A 24,053-nucleotide genomic window follows, 5' to 3' on the forward strand; every position below is an offset into this window, starting at 1 on the left:
GCCAGCGCGCGCTATCTACGGAATATCTACCTACACGGAATATCTACGAAGATCTTCCCTCTACAAAGTATCTATCACAGAATATCTATGGCCAGCGCACTTTATATAGATGAAACAGCTCGCCGTATTGCTGCTTGACGATCTTAGCGCCGACTTGCTTAATGAGCGATCGCCAGTCACTCATTTCTTCTAAGAACACTTCAGCGCCCAAATAAGTCTCTAAGATCGCCCAGTTCTCAGCGAGCGGCTGCTCAGCATCGACCACATCGAATACAAAAAAACCACCCGGCTTTAACAGTGGCTTCACGACCTCTATCACTGTTTGCCAATAGTCCATTGGGTAATAACAGCTAAAGCCGGTTGCAATCACCATATCAAAGCTCTCTGGAGGATAGTCGAGCTGATGAGCGGCGCCCTGTTTTACCCCCTGAAATAGCTTAGAATCTAGTTGAGGCCCGCGCTGGTGCAGCGTCTTAACTGCAAATTCGCTAACATCTTGGCCATAAAATCTCGCCTGCCAAGCTTTCCACTCGTAGATCAAAAAACTAAACCCACAGCCTAGATCCAAACAGTGCTGATTCTTCTTAGGCTTTGCAATCTGCCAAAACGGGGAAGCCACCCGAGAATTTAGCGAGCCAGCTGCCCAATCGCGAAAGACCGGCATTGCTTCTACCTCTTCAGGTAGGTCAAAGGACTTGCCTTCGTACTCCGCATCGAATCGCTTAGCCACTGCGTTGATGATGGGTGGCCAAGCGCTGCTTTTGGACTTGAGTACATCACCTAGTGCCGTGCCGAACGCCGTAGATTGCGCTGCATTCTTCTTAGATTTAGCCATGCCTAGATCTAACCATAGGAATTACCCATCATTTTCAAAGTTAAGAACCCTTAAGCGCCTTAGAGAAATTCTTTCGATACGACTGATTGGAGATCAAAAGAATAGGCCACATTAAGGTCAAGAAGACTTTCTTGTCCGTAAAATTGGTGCGGTTAAATCCACTCCAAAAGCGCCAGCCGCCGACTAGATAAACACCTAGTACAATAATCGTTAGTAGCTCGCCCATAGAACCCTCCCTAATGCTGAATAAATTGGCTGTCTTAGGCTATCTCACTTAGGCTATCTCACAAGTATCATAGCGCCGATGAAATGAGGTTGATTGTAAGGCCGATCGTGCAGAAGCAGGCACGACCAAGGTGCAGCATAAAGCAGCGACTCTAGGAGCCACGTACCTAGGCACCTAACCTAGTCAATGACAGCTGCTGTATCGTTTATTCTGCGTGGTCTAGCTTTCTAGCACTTCTATAGTCAGCACTCCTATAGAATGTATTTGGTATACCTTTTGACGAATTTAAGCTCGCTTCTGCGTGCCAGCTCCGTGTATCAGTGCTGCTGATTATCAGAATCGCTTCACATCGAGACGGCTAAAGCTCGAAGTAGAGACAGTTTAATTTTTAATATTTTTTGCATTTAGGAGAGCAATTATGCGTGCAGTACTTATGGCCGGAGGCTCTGGAACTAGGCTCAGACCGCTGACGTGCGACTTACCCAAGCCTATGGTGCCAGTGCTTAATCGCCCTATCGCTGAGCATATTGTTAATCTCCTAAAGCGCTACGACATCACAGAAATTATTGCTACCTTGTTTTATCTGCCTGATGTAATGCGCGACTATTTTCAAGATGGCAAGGACTTTGGCGTGCAGATGACCTACGCCGTAGAAGAAGATCAGCCACTCGGTACTGCAGGCTGTGTCAAAAACGTATCTGAATTATTAGACGAAACTTTCTTGGTCATTAGCGGTGATAGCATCACTGATTTTGATCTCAGAAAGGCGATCGAATTTCATAAAAGCAGAGGCTCGAAAGCAACATTAGTGCTGACTCGCGTACCTAATCCAATCGAATTTGGCGTAGTCATTACCGATGAGGACGATAAGATCGTTCGTTTTCTAGAGAAGCCTTCTACTAGCGAAATATTTTCAGATACCGTCAATACAGGCACATACATACTAGAGCCTGAGGTTCTAGACTACCTACCTTCTGAGTGCGAACAGGATTTCTCTAAAGATTTGTTTCCACTTTTGCTAGAGAAAGGTGAGCCGATGTATGGCTATGTTGCTGATGGCTACTGGTGTGATGTCGGCCATCTAGATGCCTACAGAGAGGCCCAGTACGACGCTTTAGATAGCAAAGTATTGATTGACTACGACTATCCAGAGACCTCGGAAGGGGTGCGTATTGGCAAGAATACTTTTGTCGATCCTGATGCCAAAATTCACGGACCTGTTTTGATTGGCGATAACTGCCGTATTGGGCCAAGAGCTGTGCTAGAGCCAGGTACCGTCATTGGTGACAATGTCACTATCGGCAGTGATGCGGACCTAAAGCGTCCTATCATCTGGAATGGGGCAGTAGTGGGCGAAGACACGCACCTTAGAGCTTGTGTGATTGCCAGGGGTACTCGGGTAGATCGGCGTGCCCATGTCCTAGAAGGCGCTGTTGTAGGCGCGCTATCAACCGTTGGAGAAGAGGGGCAAATCAGTCCAGGCGTTCGGGTCTGGCCCAGCAAAATTATTGAGTCTGGGGCAACCTTGAACATTAATTTGATCTGGGGTAACACGGCTCAGCGAAATTTGTTTGGCCAGCGTGGGGTGGCAGGTCTAGCGAATGTCGATATCACGCCTGAGTTTGCAGTGAAGCTAGGTGCGGCCTACGGTTCTACGTTGAAGCCAGGAGCCTATGTCACGGTCTCTAGAGATCAGCGCAGCATCTCTAGAATGGCCTCTAGATCGTTGATTGCTGGACTCATGTCTGTTGGCATCAATATTCAAAATCTAGAGGCAACAGCTATTCCAGTGGCTAGGTACGTGCTGCCAACGCTAGATGTGGTGGGAGGAATTCACGTTAGACTACACCCCCAACGCCCTGACCAGCTGCTGATTGAGTTCTTCGATAAGAAGGGTATTGATATTCCGAAGAGCAAGGAGAAAAAGATTGAAGGCGCTTACTTCAAAGAGGACTTAAGGCGATCGCAAATCCACGAGATTGGCTCAGTCACATACCCTAACCGAGTGATAAATATCTACACCACCGCCTTCAGCAAATACCTAAAAGCTGAGTCTATCCGCAATAGCCGATCCAAAATCGTGATCGACTATGCCTATGCTGTTTCCGGTGCGGTTTTACCTCAGCTGCTAGGGCAATATGACTGCGATGCGGTTGTACTCAACGCTAGTCTTAATCCTACTGCGCCTTCGATCGCAGAGAGGGATGTCATGCTCGGTCAGCTTGGTCAGGTTGTTCAGGCTTTGCAAGCGACCTTTGGCGTACAGATATCGGCAAATGGAGAACAGCTGGTATTGGTTGACGAGGTAGGCTCTCCTATTCGCGGTGAGGCGTTGACTGCGCTGATGGCTCACATGATCCTAACGGCGCATCCAAGGGGAACCGTTGTGATTCCTGTACAGGCATCAGGCGCGATCGAAGAGATTGCTCGTCGTCACGATGGCAGAGTGATTCGCACAAAAGCCAACCCTACTGCGCTGATGGAGGCTTGCCATACGCAAGAGAATGTTGTGCTAGGGGGCAGTGGAGACATGGGCTTTATCTTTCCTCAGCTTCACCCCGGTTTCGACGCGATGTTCTGTGTGGCTAAGCTGATTGAGATGCTATTAATCCAAGAGCGATCGCTTGGTCAGATCTGGGAAGAGTTACCAAGAGTGTTTCACCGATCGCAGACGATGCGCTGTCCGTGGACCATCAAAGGTGGGCTCATGCGTTATCTTGTAGAGACCCATCCAGCAGAGAGTTTGGAGCTAGTAGACGGTGTTAAGATCGTTGATGGTAGTAAGCAAAACTGGGTATTGATTTTACCGGATGCCGGGGAACCGCTAGTCCACATCTTTGCCAACAGTGAAGACCGAGATTGGGTGGATAAGCAGCTACAGGCCTATCGGCAGAAGGTTCAAGATTTTATTGAATCAGAGCAGGGAAGAAAGGAAAACGTCATATGAATAACTGCGTCTTGATGGCAGAAATTGTGCAGGCTCCGCAGCTGCGCTATACCGCTGATAATCAAACGCCGATCGCGGAGTTTGTGGTCAAGTTTCCAGGGCTAAGAGAGGGCGATGCGCCCGGCCAAATGAAGGTGGTGGGTTGGGGCAACCTGGCTCAAGAGATTCAGGAGCGATATCAAGCAGGCGATCGCGTTTTGCTAGAAGGTCGATTGAGCATGAACACCCTAGAGCGGCCCGAAGGCTTCAAAGAGAAACGGGCTGAGATGACAGCTCAACGCATTAGCCCAATTAGTGAACTGCAGTCAGTTGCGCTGGGCGAACCAACGCCGATTGCCGAAGGTCGATTCGCCAGCGGTGCTAAGCCTGCTTCTACACCGTCTGCGGCGACCGTCCCGGCCGCTTCGACAGTCGCTAAGCCTGCCGAGCCCGCACCAGATTATGACGACATTCCTTTTTAGAGCGCCTAGCGGTTTTTCTTAGGGCGCTGTGGCCTTAAAGCCGATGGCTATCGCGATGCTTCAAACGCCTCGCGGTTTTCGTATATTTCAAATACACGGTCCATGCTGGTGAGTTCAAACAGCATCTTGACCTGTGGATTAATTGAGCATACATACATCTCGCAGTCGCGCGATCGCACCGTTTTCAGTACAGAAACCAGTGTTCCTAGCCCAGAGCTATCGACGAAGGTAGTATCTTTTAGATCCATCAACAGCACATTGGAGCCACTAGACAAGGCGCGATCAACTTGTGAACGTATCTCTTGCGCTTTGGTCCCATCTAAGATGCCAGAAGGTGTCAATACTTGAACGGTTGTATCCATACTCACCAAATTCACCTGGTTTCTTTACCTGATATAGCAAAGTAAGGATGCATTCTTACTTTGTGGGTAGAGCTGCTAATTGCTCTGTAGCGGTTTTAGCCGATGAGCATATCCTAAGCAGCTCTACGAAAGCTATAGTGGTCAGTTTACACTGATTTTCGTGCTGATTTGAGGACAGCAGACTGATCGCGTTTGTCGAGTCAATTAGGATACCTTCACTGGCTAGAACCTTTGTATAACAGCAGACAGTCTGACTCAAAGATGTTCTAACGCGCTAGGACGTTTGGTCGTAGGAAGCACAGCTTTGAGAGCGTCGGCTTTAGGGAACATAAAGCTGACCCAGCTGATGGTGCTGGCCAATAGTGATCACTAAATCAACCTGCCTATTGTTGTGACTAGGGCGCGTCATCGGTTCAATAAATAGCTGGGGATGCAGCGCCTGCCAAAAGTACCTAACAAAAGCGGCAATCTCTTCGTCAGATAATCCGCTTTTCCCTTCAGCTATCATCTGTTGTTCAGCTTGCTGTCGCCACCGTTGAGAAAGCCGGTAGTCTTCTAGTGATAGCACTATCAAACTGTTTAAGTAATTCCAGAGCGGTAGATACGCGCTCAGTTGTCGGTTGCAATCATAGGCAAATACGCGGTCAGCTTCGGTATCTATCGGTTCTGGCAGTCTACAAAGTTCGCTGAATGCCTCATCGGGTAAAGGCGGTATACCCACACACCACCCCTCAAACAAGACAATTGTTGGCCTACTTATCAACTCTAACTCAGTGCGATCGCCTCGGCCCCCATACAAGGACTTATCGAATCGAGGTAGCTGCACTTGCTCGTCTGGGACAGCCTTGATGATTTGAGCAAAGGTTCTTAGACCTAGATCAATGTCATGAGTACCTGGCGGTCCTCGCCAAACGAACCGTGGATCTTTTTCCCTAAGTTCGCAACGTTCTGCGTAGGTCAGGTATAGATCATCAAGGGATAGCACGGCTATCTGCTGGCCTAGCTCACGCAGTAAAAGCTGTAAAATTTTTGAAAGCGTCGTTTTGCCGCTTCCTTGCCCTCCTAGCATGCCTTGGACAAACAGATGCGTTCCTTGCGAGGCTTTGATCTGCTGCGCTTGGTTAATCTTTAGCGCTAGAGGCAGCCAAAGCCTCCACATTGGCTCAATCCAAGCTGCCCAGTCGCCCGGTAGCGGTAGTTTGATCTGTCCTAGCTGTAGCTTTTGAACGATAGATTGCAGTAGATGACTGCGATTGCTCAATGCCGATCCTACCGATGAAGCCTCTAACTGCCATACAGCGGCGCGCTCAGGAGCCAGCATCCAGTTAGTTACCTGTTCGTATTGAGCAGCTGTCGGCGTCTTGCCTTTTCCCCACAGGATGATAATCGGCCAGATACTATCAAACATCTTGTCGCTTACATAGGGAAAGTCGCACTTGAGTAACGCTTTTGAGTAAAGGCTTTGAGTAAGGGGTTTTGAAGTAAAGAGCTTTGAACCGAAGGGTTCTTTGGTTTTGTGGCTTCAGCTAGGCTCTCTAAGATGAACAAAGATGCTAACAGTTTCTTTCTCGCGAGTCGCAGCAACCGTATCGATATGGGAAAACACGGGAGCGGTAATAGTCGACACCTGCTTAAGTGCAGGAAATCTACGATTGAGCGCAGGCGCGACGGTCGGCCAATCAAGATAGATATAGCCCTCACTAGCAGCCTTACTAGCGGTCGTGGCCATTGGGGCAATCGCTTGTTCAAACCGCGCTGACTCTACCAATGGCTCTGACGCTACTAGCATTTTGTTCATTGCCCTCAAAGAGTCTGTAAAAATTTCATAGCGTTCTTGCTGTAGGTGCAAACCGAGGAGTTCTGTTTTCAGTTCACTACCTGAGCGCTGAGCGCTTTTAGAAGCGCTCAGTCGGGTCCAGGCTGTTACTGTTGTATCTCCTACAGAGACAGGCACTTTACTATAGCCAGCGGCGATCGCGTACTGATCTAATGCTGCAATTCCTGCCTCATCTCGTTCAACAACTAAGCCCCAATCCTGTGATCGCCCGGTACTCAGTTTGCTTAGAGCGTAGTCCCCTGTCGCCCAGCCCCACAGAGTGTCGTCAGTCTCTACCTGTAATGCTGGTTGCAACAGCGTAGGCAGCGCCTCAGTAGATAGGCCAACTGTTGCTAAATCTGATCTAAGCTGAGCAATATTGTGACCAGCGAGCACAATCTCACTATCTGCAGGCAAGAGCGCTAAGGTCTCTATAGGACGATCATCAGAGCGATCATCCAGGGGGCGATCTAGGTCTAGCTTTGTAGGCCTACTCCCAGGGGGCAGTGACTGTTGTGCTAGGTGGGTTGAGGGTCGTACCTCTGCAATCACACCGGTCCTGGCTAGTCCTAACGCCGCTGCAAATGACTTGTTTGAGCTAGCGTCACTAAGCGCGTCACTAGGTAGGTTCAGATCGAAATAGGCCAAACCAATCCGAGATCCAGGTAGAGCAGCAATGGTTTCGCGATACGCCGAGTTTTGAGCTAGATTTTCGGCAGTTTGAGCAACCTGGAGGCTACGCCTAAGCACCCGAACATCATTCGCTAGTAAAACAAACCGATCACCTACTAAGGCAGTCGCTTTGACTACCGATGATGACGGTGATGATAGAGATGAGAGAATCCGAACGCCGCTAATTCTTTCACTATTGGGGATATTTCCAGATAGTGCCTGCTGCTGCCAAAACAGCTGCAAGAACTCTTTTGCCTGCTGCTGTCGGTTTGGTGCAATTTCAGCAGCGACTAAATAGCCTGGTTGCTGACCATTTGAAGGATCTACATCTAGATCGGCAACGGCGCGGGCAAACGTTACTTCGTCTCCAATCCAAGGCTGGATAGTTTGTTCGTAGTCCAACCCTGTTTTATCTAGAAATTGTTGCTTGATCTGATCAATTTCCTGTACAGTCTGCTGCCGCTGCTCAGGGTTTTCTAACGATTGTAAGAAAGCAACTAGCTTCTGCGGCTGTACTAGTAGCGAAACTGATAGATCAGACTGGCTAGGCACAAACAAAGTGGCAGCAGCAACTGGGCGATCGCTCCCACTAAGCAGAGATAGCGGACTGTTCGATTCTAGATAAAGGAAACCACCGATACCGCATAAGAGAAGTATGGATGAGAGTGCCAGCATCGCTGCATAGAATCGCTCTGACCAAAATCCTGACCAAAATCCCCGCTTAGAGCGACTAGATCCAGAGGCTTTTGAAGCAGCGACCATGCCTGTCACACTCGTAAACAACCTAGATAAGTTTAGAGTATTTAGGTTTACCAGGTCATCTCAGCAGCGACGTACCATTTTTGGTCTAGAAGGCTCCATAGGTGCTACACCAATAGAGCCAGGCTAAACTTTCTCTATGGCGATTGCTAACTTATGACGATTGCCATAGGGATAGCTAGCTCAAACCGCGGCTACGCCAAACACCTATCAGCTCGCCGTCAATACTCACTTCTGCGGCCGGATACTCCATAGGCGCAAACCGCGGATTAGCCGGTTTAAGCGTTACCTTGCCGTCTTCGAGGTAATAGTATTTCAACGTCATCGCCGATTCTACTCTCGCAGCCACAATCGTACCGTTACGAATTCGCTTAGGATCTTGCACTTTACGCATGATCACAATATCGCCATCGTCGATCAGAGCTTCTATCATCGAATCACCTCGTACTCTTAGTGCGAAGTCACTTCCTTTGAAGTCAAGCGCTGTCGGATCGAATCGCTCTAGGGTTTCATCCGCGTCTAAGGTGTCAGCGAATGTTTCAACAATAGAGCCTGCTGCGATCGCACCGAAAATTGGCACGCCCTGCTTATCTTTCAAAATCCGGATTGTTCGCGCCTGTCCTTCTTTCCATTCGATATAACCTTTGCGACGCAGATGATCGAGTCGGCTTTGCACAGGCGCAGGCGATTTCAGCTTCATTTCGCGCATCATCTGCCGAATCGAAGGAGAATGACGATTCTCACGAATATAAACAACAAGCCAATCGTATAATTCCTGTTGCGCGTGAGTAAGAGGTTCCATCAAAATTTGCAGAACTACCAGCTATCTACTAATAAGAACAACCGTACCAACTCACATCGCTTTTGTCCACAGTCAACTTCATACCCCCTTACAAAAGGCAAACAGAACAAAAGGCAAACAGAAGCGCCAGACGCCCCATAAACTATCTCACCCAATCCAAATGCGCGCGCCACTACCTTGCAGCGACCATCACGACTAAGGTAGTCACTAACGCTGGAACTTCACTTTTTAGTTGAGTCATCAATGCAGGGGCCAAAACTATCAGAAAAGGGATAGTGTCAGCCTAAGTCGACACTACCCCTTCTTCTACAAGCTTGAATCAATAGCCTCAAGCTCTTTGGTTCAAAGACAATCTGCTCGTGCTAGCGAATGTACTCTTTGAGAACGCTGTTACGATTGGGATGACGGAGCTTACGCAGTGCCTTAGCCTCAATCTGACGAATTCGCTCACGAGTGACGTTGAAAATTTGACCAATCTCTTCGAGGGTCTTCATCCGGCCATCGTCTAGACCGTAACGCAGACGCAGCACATCACGCTCACGTGGACTCAACGTACTTAGCACGCTTTCTAGATCTTCGCGCAGTAAGCTCTTGGAAACCTCATCTTCAGGGGTTTCCCCGTCGGACTCAATGAAGTCACCTAAGCGAGAATCCTCTTCTTTACCGATGGGCGTTTCTAAGGAAATTGGCAGTTGTGCCGACTTGGCAATAAAGCGTAGCTTCTCGATGGTCATTTCCATACGAGTTGCAATTTCTTCTTCAGTCGGCTTACGACCAAGTTCTTGAGAAAGCAACTTAGTAGTCTTTTTAATCCGAGAGATGGTCTCATACAGGTGAACTGGAAGCCGAATAGTGCGAGATTGATCTGCAATTGCCCGAGTAATTGCCTGACGGATCCACCAGGTCGCGTAAGTAGAAAACTTGTAGCCTTTCTCGTGGTCAAACTTTTCAGCAGCGCGAATGAGGCCCAAGCTGCCCTCTTGAATTAGGTCTTGAAAAGATAGACCTCGATTCATATATTTCTTGGCAATTGATACCACTAGGCGCAGGTTAGACTGAACCATCTTGTCTTTCGCTCTACGCCCTTGATATAAGCGGCGACGGAATGCCGGTAGCGGCATGTCTACAGCATTCGCCCAGTCTGCATCAGTAGGCTCATCGTCTAGCTGGTCGTCAATCTCATCTCGAATACGCTCTAGCTCTAACAAATCAGCGATTTTTCGAGCTAGTTCAATCTCTTCTTCAGCGCGCAAGAGTCTGATCCGACCAATCTCCTGTAGATATAGGCGAATAGAATCTTCGGTATAGTGCTTTTTCTTGGTTTGAGCGGTCCGACGACGGGCTTTGCCCTTAGCGGCACCCCGAGTTGCTTTGGCCTTGGTAGCAGTGCCTTCCTCTGCTACGCCAGTCTCATCTTTCGTTGTCTTCGCGGTCCCTTGTTTAGCTGCTTGACTAGTGGCTTCACTCTTCCCGGTCAAGTCGATAGTTACTGAAGTTACTGATGCTGCTGACTGACTAGTCGCTTTGGCCTCAATAGTAGACTCTAAAGTTTCAAGTGTTGTATTAGCCTGGGTCATGCCGCGTTCCTTGTGCTCCTTCTTAGTGAGTAACGTGTGAGTAATTTGCGTAATTTAGATTTTGTGGTGTGATGCTTAGGTAAGACGTAGGCCCTAAGCAACCTGGTGCTCAACATTAATTGTCGGTAAACTTCTATGTGCATATCTTGTATGCAGGGAAGTTTTCAGCTCCAGTCTTACGACAGATTCGATCTGCAGATTCAACCTTCTAACATATATTCGTTGATGCTTCCTTACAGATACCTATACCGACGTAACTAGTAACCTAGCTGAACTAGGCTTACTTTCTAACTTTCAGCTTGTCGTCCTTGAAATTTAGCAGTCCAAGACTAACAGCTAGCGTTTAGCCAGTGTCAATAGAACCTGCAAGGAGCACCTATCCTATGTACTTAGCCTTCCTGTAAAGTGCGCCTCCCTAGAAAATACAAAAGCCTCTATGGCCGGTATTGATAAACAGCTGCATTTTGAGGACTACCGAACTCAACTAAGCACCAACTAAGTACATAGTGTGGAGATCGCTTGAGCAGTTTCATGGGAACCTCAGCACAGATGAGCTTCTTTGAGCTGACAGGAGGCTACCCACTAATCAAAATAAAGTTAAAATGCCATCGTCGAACCCAGTAGATTGTATCCTTTAGGACAGAAATTAGCCACTAAAGTTCCAGCCGAAAAAGTCGATTGGGCTCCTAACATTTTCACAGCTGCATTGTTACAGTGGTAACACGGACTACTTAAAAATGCATGCTATGTATTAACCTTTCTCAAATAAAATTCATGCATGCCGTTTTTGATCCCATGGTAAGAATGAACTATGGAGAGAGACGGGCTTTTTTTAGGCGGTTGTCTTCATACCATTGTGCGATCGCTGGAACCCAATCCTGAAACTGTGGCCAGATCGCTTCGCATAGCTTTTGTGCTTCTAGCTGAGCATCTGCTTTCCAGCGCAAATCTAGAAGATGCATTAAAGAACGAGCATTTGCAGATACTACCCAATGCTGTCTGACGTCGAATGGAATTAGCCCCCGGGCATGCTCTTCAGAAAATCCCTGCTCAATTCGCATTTGATAGCGCTGAGCGCCTTTGACGCACCAGTCTAAGTCTTCTTGACGAAGCGCTTCTGTATAGTCATACTTTTTGCCTTGACGGTCAGTGTAAGAACCGACAGGTCGTAGGTAAAAGACATCTTCTACATCCGTTTTACCACTAGCCACATCGGCAATACGAGCGCCTGTGTATCGAAAAGATTGAACATCAAAGCTCAAGCCAACGCGGTGAGTACGAATCTGTTGCATGGTCGAATGGGGGAAAAAGCCACAGTTCAGCACAATCTGAGGGTGTTCTAGGGGGCCATAGTGACCGCGCCCTCCTTTGAGCAAGTTGCGAATGACTAGCTCTCCAGCCTTCTCTTCTGAAGGCCATTCGACGCGCTGGTCCCACACGAACGCTTCTGCGTAATCTTGGTGCATGGCAGCGTAGATAGTTTGCTGTGGGTTGGGTGTTTTTGAGATGACCTCAACTCTGAAGCGATCCATAGATGATGAAGGAAAAGACAGGGTTTATATCTTCCTCGATCATCATCGTTAATTGGTAATCGAACCCCATAGCTTAATATTTTGTCGGTTTCTACGCTTAGTGATGTTCGGATGCCAACATGAGCGCAAACCTGATTAACCTTCTAAAATAAGAGCACCTTGGTAGAGAAAACTCTATTCAACTGCTCAGATATTTGGAATATAGCAATATGGCATTTTTTGGAATGGGTCTTGGCAAGAAGGATGTCCTGCCCAGCGAGAAAGAGGCACTTCCTGGCCGTGAAAAGGCAATGTCGGTAGTCAATAAACACTACGTCAATGACAATCCAATTCAAGGACCGTTTCCTGAAGGCATGGAGACAGCGATGTTTGGGCTGGGCTGCTTTTGGGGTGCAGAGCGAAAGTTCTGGCAGGCAGAAGGTGTATATAGTACTGCTGTTGGCTATGCCGCTGGCGTCACGCCAAATCCTACCTACCGAGAAGTTTGCTCTGGTATGACAGGTCACAATGAGGTTGTCTTTGTGGTCTTTGATCCAAAGGTGATTAGCTATGACGCTCTACTGAAGCTTTTTTGGGAGAGCCATAATCCTACTCAAGGAATGCGACAGGGTAACGATAGAGGAACACAATATCGTTCTGGCATCTATACCTATTCTGACGCGCAGCTAGAGGCGGCTAAGAAGTCTAAGGAAATGTACCAGGAGGCTTTGAGCAAGTCCGGCTACGGTGAAATCACAACTGAAATTCTGCCAGCGCCTGAGTTTTATTACGCAGAAGACTATCATCAGCAGTATCTAGCGAAAAATCCAGGTGGCTACTGTGGCCTAGGGGGTACTAATGTATCTTGCCCGATTGGAGTGGGTGCAGTTTCGTAAGCGTTCGTTTTAGCTAAGCCGCTTGTAATTACTGAACTTAATAACGATCTAGTTTAGAACGCCAGTTTAGAACGCCATGGTAAGGGATTAACTGCCATGGCGTTTCTGGTGCCACTGCCAGGCATGGGCAATGATGTTTTCTAGGTCGGGGTACTGGGGCTGCCAGCCAAGCACTTTCCTGGCGCGATCGCTAGTCCCTACTAGGCTGGGCGGATCACCAGGACGGCGCTCACACGGCACCGCTACAATCTCTTTGCCGGTTACTTGCCGGGCAGTCTCAATGACTTCTTTGACTGTATAGCCGTTGCCATTACCCAAGTTAAAGAAAGCCGTTTCACCCGCTTCTAATAGATACTCAACTCCCTTCACATGAGCATCTGCGAGATCAGACACATGGATATAGTCACGAATGCAGGTGCCATCTCTAGTCTCATAGTCGCTACCAAAGATAGAAATAGAATCCCGCTTACCTAGCGCTGCAAACAGAACGAGTGGAATTAGATGTGTTTCAGGATTGTGATCTTCTCCTAATCGGCCTTGCGAGTCAGCGCCTGCTGCATTGAAATATCGAAAGCAAACCGACTGCAAGCCGTAGGCAGACTGAAAGTCGAGCAGCATCTTCTCTACCATCAGCTTACTCGTGGCATAGGGGCTGATCGGATTTTGTGGGTGGTCCTCGGGTATAGGGACCGTTTTAGGCGGGCCGTAGATAGCGCACGTAGAAGAAAATACCAAGCGTTTAAAGCCTGCTGCCACCATTGCCTCAAGTAGATTTAGCGTGCCACACACGTTGTTTCGATAATATTTTGCCGGCTCACTAACTGATTCACCTACCGCAATGTAGGCCGCAAAGTGCATTACGGCTGCCACGTTGTAAGTGCTAAAAATATCGTCTAGCAGTGCTCTATCTGCCGTATTGCCAACGATGAGCTTAGCCTTCAGATGACGCTCAGCGAGTTCTTTATGGCCATATTCTAAGCTGTCTAGAATAACCGTCTGGTAGCCCGTTTCCTCTAACGCTAGAACAGCGTGAGAGCCAATATAACCAGCCCCTCCTGTGACTAGAATAGTTGGCTTTGAGCGATCGGTCGTACTAGGCGTAGAGATGGTAGCCATAGAAGTGCTGGATGTTTAGAAGTTCTAGGGGTAATTGGAAGAAGAGTTGTGGAAGCGAAGCGAAGCGCGGTTCAGAGGGGCTATAAGCTGCTTAGGACTAGATTATCTCGATGGACCACTGTTTCAGCCCCTTTGTAGCCTAGTAGGCTAGGAATATCTGTAGACTGGTGACCACAAATCTTTCTTAGGTCTTCATCACTATAATTCACCAATCCTCTTGCAATCTCCTGTCCGGATGCATCACAAATAACAACTGCATCTTGCACCGTAAACTCACCTTCTACCTCAATAATGCCTGCTGGCAGCAGCGATTTGCCTGCGCTCTGAATTGCTTTGATCGCACCGCCATCTAGATATAGGCGTCCGGCGGGAATTGTATTGCCAAAGATCCACCGCTTTCTAGCAGAAGCTTTACTAGGCTGCGCTTCAAAGAATGTGCCAATGGCCTCACCCTGCAAAATTTTGATCAGACTTTCAGGTGTCTGACCTTGGGTAATGACAGTGTGAGTTCCAGCAGCGATCGCAATCTTTGCCGCTTCTAGTTTGGTAGACATGCCGCCTGTCCCCCAGCTGCTACCAGCAGCGCCAATCTTAGCCTCTAGCTGATCAATATGTTGAACGCGGCTAATTGGCTGAGCGGTTGGGTCTTGGCGCGGATCGGCTGAATAGAGCTGATCGACATCGGTCAGCAAAAATAAATAGTCAGCGCCCACTAAACTAGCCACTAGAGCAGAGAGCGTGTCATTGTCACCAAACTTGAGTTCGTCGACAGCAACGGTATCGTTTTCGTTGACGATAGGAATAATCCCCATCTGCATGAGCTGACGGAAAGTGCGGTAGCTGTTTACGTAGCGCGATCGCAAAGATAAATCGCTACGGGTGAGCAATACCTGGGCGATGGGCTGACTTAACGAAGTGAAAAAATCGTCATAAACTCGTACCAGCCGACCTTGCCCCACCGCTGCTACTGCCTGCTTGAGCGCTATTGTCTTTGGCCGTTGAGTGATACCTAACCGGGCGCAACCGACCCCAACCGCACCTGAAGAAACCAAAATTATCCGGTGTCCTAATCGCTGGAGCTGACAGAGTGTTTCTACTAATCTGCCTAAGGTTGCTAGCGCTAGGTGGCCTGTCTCTGCGCGAGTCAGGCTAGAAGTGCCAATCTTGACAACGATTGTCTGAGAAGGTAAAGAGTTGGCAATGTTTCCGTCGTGCTGTGGCATAGCGTGACATAAGCTGAGTAATCGCAAAACCGCCCTTGGATACGGCAGTTACGGGGGTCAAAACTGTAAACATTAAAAATGGGGACAGGATTAGACCTGCCCCCATGCTATTTAAAGCAATTGTGTATTATCGAATTTGATATTTTTGTTTTTGAAAGTAAAGCTTCTTGTATAAAGTTAGCTTCTTGTAAATTATCCTCTACAAACCACGAACCGATACCTTATTTAATATTCTTTTTAGATTGCGGTATTTGAAGGTGGCAGTATTTAGATGGTTGAATTCAGATGATTGAAATGTTCTCAACTGAGCCAGGTTCATAGAGGATCGTTTAGAACTGCTTGTCCGAACATGCGAAGTTCAGTGTATTCGGAAGCAGGAGCATAATAGGGATAGGTTTTCACAGATAATCTAAGGAACTTGACCTATGGAATTGCTTTTAGCGTAATGCCCAGCTGCCGGGAGATCCAAAATTCTGCGTTGCGTAAGATGTTTTTGGGATCCTTTGAATTGGGCTCAAGCATAGGTGCCACTAAAATAGTGAACAGACCTAGACGGTTGCCTGCTAGTACATCTGTAAATAGGCGATCGCCTACCATGGCAATCTGCGCTAGCGGTAAATCCATTGCGGTTGCGGCTGCCCGTAACTTACGACGAGAAGGCTTGCCTGCACTGGCGACAAAAGGCACCTCCAAGCTCTCAGCAATCTGGCGAATACGATCTTGGCCGGTGTTGTTACTGACTAATGAGAGGGGCACTGCCTGCTGAATACTTTTTGCCCAGGTAAGCACATCAGTATCTACTAGCGCTCTTCCCACTGGCACGATGGTTTCGTCTACGTCTAGAACTAATCCTTTTAGCCCTTTGTGCTCGAGAAGGTCAGGTGTGATACCTAGCACAGACTCTTCTAGGACTAAGTCTGGCTGCAAAAGTTCAATCCAACTCATAGCAATGTATTTTTAAGGTATTTGGCTGACAAAGGGGTGTTTGGCTGATAAGAAGCTTGGATGCCTATCTAGATAATCAGATAATGGGTTAGTTGAATCTAGTCAACGACTCAATCTAGTCGGCTAGTTAGTGCCGACATCGGTTCTAGTATCATCTAGTATCAAATTCATCACGGATTGTAGCTTGCGCGCGCAAATGCTCATCAAAGCTACGGCTAAACACATGGGTGCCATCATAGCGAGCGACAAAGAAAAGAAAATCGGTCGGCGCCGGACTAAGAGAAGCTTCTAAGCTCGCTGCGCCTGGGCTAGCAATGGGTGTAGGTGTCAACCCCGGATTGATGTAGGTATTGTAGGGGTGAGGCGTTTCTACCTGGGCGTAGGTTAGCGGCTGTTCTGGCGTTTGGATGATGTCGAACGCGTATTCAACGGTTGGGTCAGAGCCTAGCGTCATCCCTTCTTCTAGGCGACGAGCAAAGACGCTGGCAATTTGATCGCGCTCATCTGCAACAACCGACTCTTTCTCAACGATGCTAGCTAAGGTTACCCAGTCCAAAAGGCTGTAGCTGCTAGGCTGGGAATCGTAGATGGGTAGCGCTACAGCTTCAAACTGACTGAGCATAGCGTCTATCAGGCTCTGGGCGCTGACGATATCGCTGCCAATTTGGTAGGTATCAGGATAGAGAAAGCCCTCGAGATGCGGGAGGCCCTCTGGCAACCAGGGATATTTTTCATAGGGAATATTCTCAGTGGCTGCCATGAATTCTTCGGCTGTGGTAAAGCCCCTAGCCTCAAAGCGTTCGGCCATTTGGGAGCGCCGCCAGCCTTCAGGGATGGTAAAGCTAATCTGGACAACGTCACCGTCCCAAATAGTGCTAGCAATCTCGTCTAGACTCTGAGTTGGAGAAATGACATAGCTACCTGCTTGAAAGCCACCAGTGTCGCCATCTCGAAAGGATTTCCACCTAGATAGTAGCTTCCAAGCAGTCGTAGATTTGATTAAACCCGCCATTTCTAGATCTTGGCCAATCTGATTAGCGGCCGTGCCTGGTGGGATTTGAATCTGTACAAAGCTATTCTCAGCGGCTTCACCCTCTGCTTCTAAGACTGGGGACTTCGCCCAGCTCCACCAAAGCCAGCTTTGACTAGCTACACCTGCAGCTATGGACGCTAACACAATCGGAAATAGACGTTTCAAACCACTCATATCAGGATGGACGGAACACAATAGGCATTATCGAAGATGCCATGATTCAGGACGCTAAGTGAAGCAGCACAGTTTGTGCCTGCCGCACTCACTTTTGCACTTGCCAGTGCAACACGTCTAGTCCAAGACCTCAAAGAGCTTGTCTTCTAGCTGCGATCGCATCTTCTGGAAATCGTCTGGTTCAACGAGTTCGATTGAACCATCGCTGTTCCTTTGAGCAAAGAATAGTAATGGTTCGAGAGGTGTGCACAGGGTGTATTGAGCATCCTTGTGAAAGAAAGTAGCCAGCATCTGAAAGTCTTCAGTCACTGGATGGGCATCGTCTTCACCGATGTCTAGAGAGAAGCAGTCATCTTCATCTGCTTCTGGTAAATCGCCTGCAGCCGTCAAGGTGTGTGCCGACCGTTCTAGGATTAGATCGAGCTCAGCCAGTACCGCCCGTGCTGATGGAAACAGCTCGTCGATCGCCTCATCTTCGACATCGACTAATATCTCAGCAGCTTCGTCACCCTCTGCTTCATCATCTGGTTCCCAAACAAAGATTTCGATCGGTAGATTGACCGGTAGCAGCAGTAAAAACTCTGTTCCTTCTACGTCAATGCTTTTCTCTATGTAGCAAGCGAGTTCTCTGCCCTCCTCATCACTGAGGCTGATAACAGGATATTCAGCGGGTTCGTCTAACATGTTGGAATTGATGGACACGGTTCTCTTCTCCTAGTTAACTGGGTGGTCTTGACCAGGTGGTCTTGACAAGTAGTCTTGCCTGGAAGTTAGTGGTATGTGCTCACTTGAGTTGATGACTTAAAGCTTGCTGGCCTGAACGTGCTCTAGCTTGGGGAGTTCAGACGGAGACGCCGTTCGTCTAACCACTGCTGCAGGATGATAGCAGCGGCTTTTCGGTCGATTAGTTCTTTGCAGTTGGTCAGCGATCGCCTTTCGGCTAGCAGCATTTGCTCAGCTTGGAAGGACGTCAATCTCTCATCGACAAACTCAACTGGCAGCCCGAGTACTTTGGATAATCGATGAGCAAACTTCTGAATCTTTTTGGCCTGGAAGCCTATTTGCCCATCCATAGTGTAAGGTAGTCCGACCACCAAAACTTCAACCGATCGCGCTTGGATGAGTGTTTCAAGCGGGACAATGATGCTCTCAAAACTAGTTTTGTAAAGGGTGGTGAGACCCGTGGCAATCAGACCTGTGCGATCGCATCCCGCTACACCGATCCGTTTTGCCCCTAAATCCAGTCCCAGCGCAGAAACCATAGTCCTATCTACAAAAGCCGTATCAAAGAGCTAACTTCGCTCTACCACTTTTTTTGCTTTACCCTTCTTTATCAGCGTCTATAGCGTCAAGATCTAAATTAGCTAGTCGCTGGTCTGCTGATAGTTTCGACACCTTCTCTAGAGAAAACCGATCCCAGGCCATCCCATCGCCAGAAGGATCGTCAAGCGCTGGGCCTAGGTTTGCCCCTCGCCAGGAAAACCTTCCTGGTAAAGGGGACCCCGTAGGCTGCAAGCCAGGTAGTACATCTGGCATCTTCAATCCTTCCAAAGCGCCCGCTTTAGCCTCGCGAACCTTGTGCCACACAGAGCGGGACATCATCAGCGTATGGTCAATCTCTAGCGCTCCAATCTGATGTAGATACGCCTCTCGCTCAGTCTGATAGTCCAAAGACAGAATTCGCAGCGGTTGATTTGGAAACTTTTGGACCACGCCTGCCATCTGTGCCATCAATTCTGGATAAAGCCAAGTATAAGCTGGATGCACGGTCAGCTTTGCACTATGAGCTTCCATACCATCTCGGCATAGCTTCAGCTCAAAGTAACCAATCGCTGTTTTCCGCTGAGGCTCAAAGACATAGGCGGACACCGTTTCTTTTTTGTGCATCCAGCGGACAAATCGAGTCTTGATTTTGCCAGGAAGGGTCGTCTTAAAGTCATGAATCTGATAGTCGAGAACCTGACGAACCAAAGGTGGAATAGAGACGGTCTCTAGCTGATAGATCAGCTGAGCGTCCGCGTTGCTAACAGGCAATAAGTTAGGGATATCTGGATCGCGCTCGGATAGAATAGCCAGCTGTTCTGGCTGAATAGACCAATAGGTGACTCTTGCTAACGGCTGAAAACCGTTTTGGCGATACAGTGCTAGTCCAAACTGATCATTCACATCAGTTTCACTAATCCAATATTGTGCCTCACGAATGTGCTCAAAACAGTAGCGTAATAGCTGCGAGCCTACATCCATTGATAGGTGCAGTTTGGGCTCATCGGTTTGTTCAGCTTCAACCGCCTTCGCCTGGGAGTTAGATAGATTGACCAAAATCCGATCAACCTTCCAGGTGCTCAGCGTCCGGTTGAACGGAGAGACTTGGATCATGCCCTGGGGCAGCCCATTCGCTTCAGCTACGAAAGTAGAAAACAGATGCCTTAAAGGACTAGGCAATAGTGCTACTGCCTTCATAGGACCGTACCAACGGCGCATCTGCCGAACGTAGTCTTCTACAGCTTGAACATCCGTATCATGAGAGGCCACTTCTTTAGAGTTGTCGCTGACAAAAGCATCTAGATCACGCAGATGCACGGAGCGGATAGAGAGCTCTGTGGTTTTGGAGTTTCTGCGAGTCATGGCTTTCCTATTGAAAGAGGTCTATCAGCTTTTGGGTCGAATGAGAACAACCGGAGTTTGCTCATCGGCATTCCCGGCTGGATTATCGAGCAGTGCTTGAACGAGGAGCTGCTCGTTTGTATTTTCGCTCTTGGCTAATATTTTAACCGCTTTTAAATCGTTGACATCGACGATGGCTGCTTTAAGTCCTGTTTCCTCATAGATTTGGTCTACGAGCTGCTGAGACTGACTTGGACCTAGCACAATGAACTGATCGAATGGAGGCAAGGTTCCTGTGACATCGTCGATCAGCCTAGCCTGCTCTCCAGCCAGCCGATAGAACATGCCTGGACTACCAAAGATCTTGGCGAGAGCCCCAATAGCAAAGGCGCTACCTACCTGCCACGGCCCTGATACATCGATTAGTGTCTGCATTCCGCAGGCTGTCGCTAGGCTCGATGTCGGCATGAAGTAATAGCATAATCGCTTGGCTAGCCAGCCTGGCGTGACTGTTGTTGGATGACGCAGACGGTTTTGCATGATAGCGACAGGCGTTTCGCCGATGGTGACGATATCACCTGGCTGAGCACAGGGAGCAACGTATTTTTTGACGACTTCTACCGTGCTATCAAGGTTTGTGAGTAGATGCGTAGGAATAGGCAGAACGTGGGCAACGCTGTTTTCGCGCCAGCTGTTGGCTGCCTCTGGGTTAGGATACTTTAGCGGGGCGACCAGGTGTCCGGTTTTAGGGATGCGGCCTTCGGGCCCGTAGGTTAGATAGTTGACCTTGACCCACAATGATTTTAGCTGGCTAAGATCTGGGCCGGTAATGTCTACTTTGATGTTAGCCTGAGTTGATTTGCCGACTTTGACAATGTAGGCGAACCAGTAGTTATCAGCGCGAGCAGGAAAGTCCTCGTGTGCTGGGGTAATTTCTGTTTTGACAGTGATTCCTTCTAGGCTGCCGCTAGAGAGCAGTTCGTAGTCAATATCGACTTCTGGAATAAAGATTTCAAGCGTCCGGGTGCGGTTGGTAAAAACAGTATCGAAAGAAAGGACGTAGCGATCAGGCTCATAGATATCAAATCGCCAGTCAGTAGCACTTAGCGTTAGGTCATTACCAGGACGCTGACGGTATTGCCATTCTATGAGCAAGTAGCTAACGATGCAGAGCATAGCCAGCACTATCACCAACGAGCCTATTAACGCCATACGAACCCTACGCTCCCAACATAGCTAAGATAAACCAAATTTCTTAAGACCCAGATTGTATAGCACAGTTTGCATAATGCAGTTTGCATAACCTTCGCATAACCAATTGCATAATGCAGTTTGCATAACCTTCGCATAACCAACCTTCGCATAACCATAAGCGTGCGGATAAGCGACTGACTCAACTCTACAGGGCCAAAATCACAGAACCAAAATGTACGAGGATCGTCAGCGGCTTGAGATTAGGTCAGCTTACAGCGCTTAAAGTAGATTGAATAGAGCATCGTCGAGCTCGTAGCCTAGCATCTGAGTCATAAACTTTAGTCTAGAGCGGCCATTGATGTTGTTTTGCTTCAGCCACCGGTCTAGGACAAAAACCTTGCTCATCACGAAAATTTCAAGGGCTTCGGGGTTGTAGCGAATGCCATCAATCGGGCTAAATTGGTGAGGAACCAGCATGGCGGTGTAGCGACTAAGCTCGCCCGATTCCCAGTCTAGATACAGGGCTAGCCAGGGATAGAAGGTATCCAAACGGATGAACCACAGACGAACTTCTGGGATTTCAGAAAGTTCACGTGGGTCACTCGGATCGCGAGGAAAGTCGATTTCAAAGCTGAAGCTAGCCTCTTGATCGTTTAGGCGAGTTTGATCGGCGGCGATCGCATCGATAACGGCTTTAGCAGGGGAAAGATCAAGCGTTTGGAAGTGAACCGGAGTTAGGGCGATCGCATGCTTCATTAGATTTGACATGTCGTCGGGCATGTTGTCAGAAAGAGGTTGTCGGACAATAACGGCGGAAAATGATTATCGAGGTTCTAACGGGTGGATAATGGCTAAATCACAATAGCCGACTACACCCGCTTATCTCAAAAAACTACTTGTCTAAAAAACTACTCGTCTAAAAAACTACAGATGCATCAAAGCTATAGACTATCCAATCTAGCCACCTTCTTTCTTTTTATCTTTGCCTGATCGCTATGGTTGACTCTTTTACGCCTTCTATGAACAACCCTATGCGTATTTGCATCACTCTAGGCACTCGCCCTGAGGCGATTAAATTAGCGCCTGTCATTCAGACCTTTCGAAAGCTGGCGCAGTTTGACACCAAAGTTGTTCTGACTGGGCAGCACCGCGAAATGGTTGCTCAGGTGATGTCGTTATTTGACCTAAAGGCTGATCACAACCTAGATATCATGCAGCCTAAGCAGACGCTAGGCGAAATCACCCGCCGTAGCCTAGAAGGGCTAGAAAGACTTTTTGTCGATCTAAAGCCCGCTATGGTAATTTCCCAAGGCGATACCACCACCGCTTTTGCCGCCGCCTTGGCCGCTTTTTATCAGCAAATCCCGGTAGGCCATGTTGAGGCTGGCCTGCGCACCGACAATATTTTGGATCCTTTCCCAGAAGAAGCTAACCGCCGGCTAGTTTCTCAGATTGCCACCCTACACTTCGCTCCTACCCAAACCTCAGTTGCCAATCTGAAAGCTAGCGGCGTCACTACTGGCATTCATCAGACCGGTAACACCGTCATTGATGCTCTACTACGAGTGGCAGATCAGTCCCCTAGCTGCGATATTCCAGGACTAGATTGGTCCAGCCATCGTGTCATTCTCTCCACGGTTCATCGCCGCGAAAACTGGGGCACACCTTTAGTCAACATCGCCCAAAGCTTTCTACAGATTTTAGAGAAGTTCCCAGATACGGCTTTGCTGCTGCCGTTGCATCGTAATCCGACCGTGCGCGATCCCCTTAAAGCCGCGCTAGATAGCCATCCTCGAACCTTTCTAGTCGAGCCGCTAGATTACGCGCAGCTAGTAGGCGCGATGAAGCGAGCATACCTACTGCTCACTGACTCAGGCGGACTTCAAGAGGAAGCGCCTGGACTAGGCAAACCTGTGCTGGTTTTGCGAGAGACCACCGAACGTCCTGAAGCGATTACTGCTGGTACGGCTAAACTCGTTGGCACTAAGCCTGCCCAGATAGTTGCTGCTACTTCAGAGTTGCTAGCGAGCGACACAGTCTATACAGCAATGGCCAAGGCCATTAATCCGTTTGGCGATGGACATGCTTCTGAGCGTATAGCCCAGATCGTGACCAATTATTTGACGACTTAATGATGACTAATAAAGTTAATAACTAGCAAGCATTCCTAACGAATAAAGATTTTCATAACGAATAGCACTGTCTGGCCCTGTCTGTAGCAGTTTCTGCGAATGTTTTGAGACCAATGCTTTAAGGCCTGTTCTGAGGCTATCTACTTCCCTAGTAGCTCTACTCTTCTGTATCCTCAATCAAATTCTTCTTCGATGCCTTCAAGTCTTTCCATAGCTTTTTGATATCTTTGTAAGCCTCAGTGCTGCTTACTTTGCCACCTGTCTCTAGCCCACAAATTAAAGATACTCGTCGAGCGAATTCTTGTAAGTTGGCATTGAATGCTAAATTTTGCGGGGTGAATTTTCCTCGGTACGGGCTGCGTGGCATGACAAAATTATCTAACTGCCTTCTCTTGTCTGGCTGCTCTGTATCATCTTGCTGAGACATCGAATGTGCTCCTTCCTTTAACAATCGACATAGTCTCTCTAAGCTAACTTAGATCATCAAGGAATAGGCTAGCAATGGGCAGCGACTTGGGTTGATAGGCTAGGTGAATTAGGTAGGTATATCGTTTTGCACACTTGAAACTGTAACTAAACTGTAGCTGCCTATATCGTTTAGGTCGCCTAAAGAATTGTCATCGACCTCTCAGATCAACAACGAAGTGTGTGGGTAAGATACTAATACCTACGCTTTTGCCTGCTTTTGGTACACAGCTTGCTTTGTAAGTTAATGCTAGTGAAACTGTGTACAACTGTGTTCTGCTGATCGGCCCTCCCTGAGACTGG

22 protein-coding genes are annotated in these 24,053 nt (G+C 48.2%); 4 read left to right on the forward strand and 18 right to left on the reverse strand.

Features of this window, described 5'->3' with window-relative positions; translation table 11 throughout:
• Window positions 1-85: 85 nt before the first annotated feature.
• Both S7335_RS07640 and S7335_RS07645 read right to left on the reverse strand, forming a co-directional pair.
• Entirely contained in the window at window positions 86-835 is a 750-nt protein-coding gene (locus S7335_RS07640; RefSeq protein ID WP_006456419.1) for a class I SAM-dependent methyltransferase, read from the reverse strand.
• Window positions 836-875: 40 nt separating this feature from the next.
• Window positions 876-1,061 (reverse strand): hypothetical protein, encoded by a 186-nt coding sequence (locus S7335_RS07645; protein WP_006457656.1) that lies wholly within the window; start codon window positions 1,059-1,061, stop codon window positions 876-878.
• Window positions 1,062-1,479: 418 nt separating this feature from the next.
• Between S7335_RS07645 and S7335_RS07650 the strand changes: the two genes are divergently transcribed.
• Window positions 1,480-4,008, forward strand: a complete 2,529-nt coding sequence (locus S7335_RS07650; RefSeq protein ID WP_006456992.1) for a mannose-1-phosphate guanyltransferase — start codon at window positions 1,480-1,482, stop codon at window positions 4,006-4,008.
• Window positions 4,005-4,469, forward strand: a complete 465-nt coding sequence (locus S7335_RS07655; RefSeq protein WP_006456270.1) for a single-stranded DNA-binding protein — start codon at window positions 4,005-4,007, stop codon at window positions 4,467-4,469. The genes S7335_RS07650 and S7335_RS07655 overlap by 4 nt, the downstream gene beginning before the upstream one ends.
• Before the next feature lie 47 nt (window positions 4,470-4,516).
• Here the strand turns inward: S7335_RS07655 and S7335_RS07660 are convergent, their stop codons facing one another.
• The 6 genes from S7335_RS07660 to thyX all read right to left on the reverse strand — a co-directional run bounded on the left by S7335_RS07660 (window position 4,517) and on the right by thyX (window position 11,989).
• A complete protein-coding gene (locus S7335_RS07660; protein WP_006456996.1) occupies window positions 4,517-4,831 on the reverse strand; it encodes an STAS domain-containing protein in 315 nt (104 codons plus the stop codon).
• 319 nt (window positions 4,832-5,150) lie between these two features.
• Entirely contained in the window at window positions 5,151-6,239 is a 1,089-nt protein-coding gene (locus S7335_RS07665) for a hypothetical protein (protein ID WP_006454904.1), read from the reverse strand.
• A gap of 114 nt (window positions 6,240-6,353) precedes the next feature.
• On the reverse strand, window positions 6,354-8,081 hold the full coding sequence (locus tag S7335_RS07670; protein ID WP_038015858.1) for a DUF3352 domain-containing protein: 1,728 nt from the start codon (window positions 8,079-8,081) through the stop codon (window positions 6,354-6,356).
• Window positions 8,082-8,256: 175 nt separating this feature from the next.
• A complete protein-coding gene (gene lexA / locus S7335_RS07675; protein WP_006454515.1) occupies window positions 8,257-8,880 on the reverse strand; it encodes a transcriptional repressor LexA in 624 nt (207 codons plus the stop codon).
• A gap of 362 nt (window positions 8,881-9,242) precedes the next feature.
• Window positions 9,243-10,457, reverse strand: a complete 1,215-nt coding sequence (gene rpoD / locus S7335_RS07680; RefSeq protein ID WP_006457187.1) for an RNA polymerase sigma factor RpoD — start codon at window positions 10,455-10,457, stop codon at window positions 9,243-9,245.
• Window positions 10,458-11,266: 809 nt separating this feature from the next.
• Window positions 11,267-11,989 carry an FAD-dependent thymidylate synthase gene (thyX, locus tag S7335_RS07685; RefSeq protein ID WP_006456033.1) on the reverse strand — a complete coding sequence of 241 codons (723 nt, stop codon included), beginning with the start codon at window positions 11,987-11,989 and terminating at the stop codon, window positions 11,267-11,269.
• Window positions 11,990-12,198: 209 nt separating this feature from the next.
• Here thyX and msrA point away from each other — a divergent pair, with 209 nt between their 5' ends.
• The gene (msrA, locus tag S7335_RS07690) at window positions 12,199-12,864 is read left to right on the forward strand and encodes a peptide-methionine (S)-S-oxide reductase MsrA (RefSeq protein ID WP_006457133.1); all 666 of its coding nucleotides are present in this window, start codon (window positions 12,199-12,201) and stop codon (window positions 12,862-12,864) included.
• An 87-nt stretch (window positions 12,865-12,951) separates the two neighbouring features.
• Here the strand turns inward: msrA and galE are convergent, their stop codons facing one another.
• The 9 genes from galE to S7335_RS07735 all read right to left on the reverse strand — a co-directional run bounded on the left by galE (window position 12,952) and on the right by S7335_RS07735 (window position 21,921).
• A complete protein-coding gene (gene galE, locus S7335_RS07695) occupies window positions 12,952-13,980 on the reverse strand; it encodes a UDP-glucose 4-epimerase GalE (RefSeq protein ID WP_006454286.1) in 1,029 nt (342 codons plus the stop codon).
• Window positions 13,981-14,060: 80 nt separating this feature from the next.
• Window positions 14,061-15,203, reverse strand: a complete 1,143-nt coding sequence (gene proB / locus S7335_RS07700; RefSeq protein ID WP_006454211.1) for a glutamate 5-kinase — start codon at window positions 15,201-15,203, stop codon at window positions 14,061-14,063.
• 423 nt (window positions 15,204-15,626) lie between these two features.
• The gene (locus S7335_RS07705) at window positions 15,627-16,148 is read right to left on the reverse strand and encodes a YqeG family HAD IIIA-type phosphatase (protein ID WP_006455136.1); all 522 of its coding nucleotides are present in this window, start codon (window positions 16,146-16,148) and stop codon (window positions 15,627-15,629) included.
• A gap of 151 nt (window positions 16,149-16,299) precedes the next feature.
• Complete coding sequence (gene mltG, locus S7335_RS07710) at window positions 16,300-17,355, reverse strand: endolytic transglycosylase MltG (RefSeq protein ID WP_038015860.1); 1,056 nt, start codon at window positions 17,353-17,355, stop codon at window positions 16,300-16,302.
• A gap of 117 nt (window positions 17,356-17,472) precedes the next feature.
• A complete protein-coding gene (locus S7335_RS07715) occupies window positions 17,473-18,057 on the reverse strand; it encodes a DUF3727 domain-containing protein (RefSeq protein WP_227499964.1) in 585 nt (194 codons plus the stop codon).
• Window positions 18,058-18,182: 125 nt separating this feature from the next.
• A complete protein-coding gene (gene ruvX / locus S7335_RS07720) occupies window positions 18,183-18,617 on the reverse strand; it encodes a Holliday junction resolvase RuvX (RefSeq protein WP_006455515.1) in 435 nt (144 codons plus the stop codon).
• 58 nt (window positions 18,618-18,675) lie between these two features.
• Window positions 18,676-19,980: a GNAT family N-acetyltransferase gene (locus S7335_RS07725; protein ID WP_006455555.1), complete on the reverse strand. Its 1,305-nt coding sequence runs from the start codon at window positions 19,978-19,980 to the stop codon at window positions 18,676-18,678.
• Between the two features lie 24 nt (window positions 19,981-20,004).
• Window positions 20,005-21,171: a F420-0--gamma-glutamyl ligase gene (locus S7335_RS07730; RefSeq protein WP_038015863.1), complete on the reverse strand. Its 1,167-nt coding sequence runs from the start codon at window positions 21,169-21,171 to the stop codon at window positions 20,005-20,007.
• Between the two features lie 261 nt (window positions 21,172-21,432).
• The gene (locus S7335_RS07735) at window positions 21,433-21,921 is read right to left on the reverse strand and encodes a CRR6 family NdhI maturation factor (RefSeq protein WP_006457693.1); all 489 of its coding nucleotides are present in this window, start codon (window positions 21,919-21,921) and stop codon (window positions 21,433-21,435) included.
• A 227-nt stretch (window positions 21,922-22,148) separates the two neighbouring features.
• Between S7335_RS07735 and wecB the strand changes: the two genes are divergently transcribed.
• Window positions 22,149-23,285: a non-hydrolyzing UDP-N-acetylglucosamine 2-epimerase gene (gene wecB, locus S7335_RS07740; RefSeq protein WP_006455076.1), complete on the forward strand. Its 1,137-nt coding sequence runs from the start codon at window positions 22,149-22,151 to the stop codon at window positions 23,283-23,285.
• A gap of 157 nt (window positions 23,286-23,442) precedes the next feature.
• Here wecB and S7335_RS07745 read toward each other — a convergent pair whose 3' ends face one another.
• Entirely contained in the window at window positions 23,443-23,712 is a 270-nt protein-coding gene (locus S7335_RS07745; protein ID WP_006455403.1) for a hypothetical protein, read from the reverse strand.
• Window positions 23,713-24,053: the final 341 nt, after the last annotated feature.

The organism is Synechococcus sp. PCC 7335 (assembly GCF_000155595.1).
In the GTDB taxonomy this organism is placed as follows: domain Bacteria; phylum Cyanobacteriota; class Cyanobacteriia; order Phormidesmidales; family Phormidesmidaceae; genus Phormidesmis.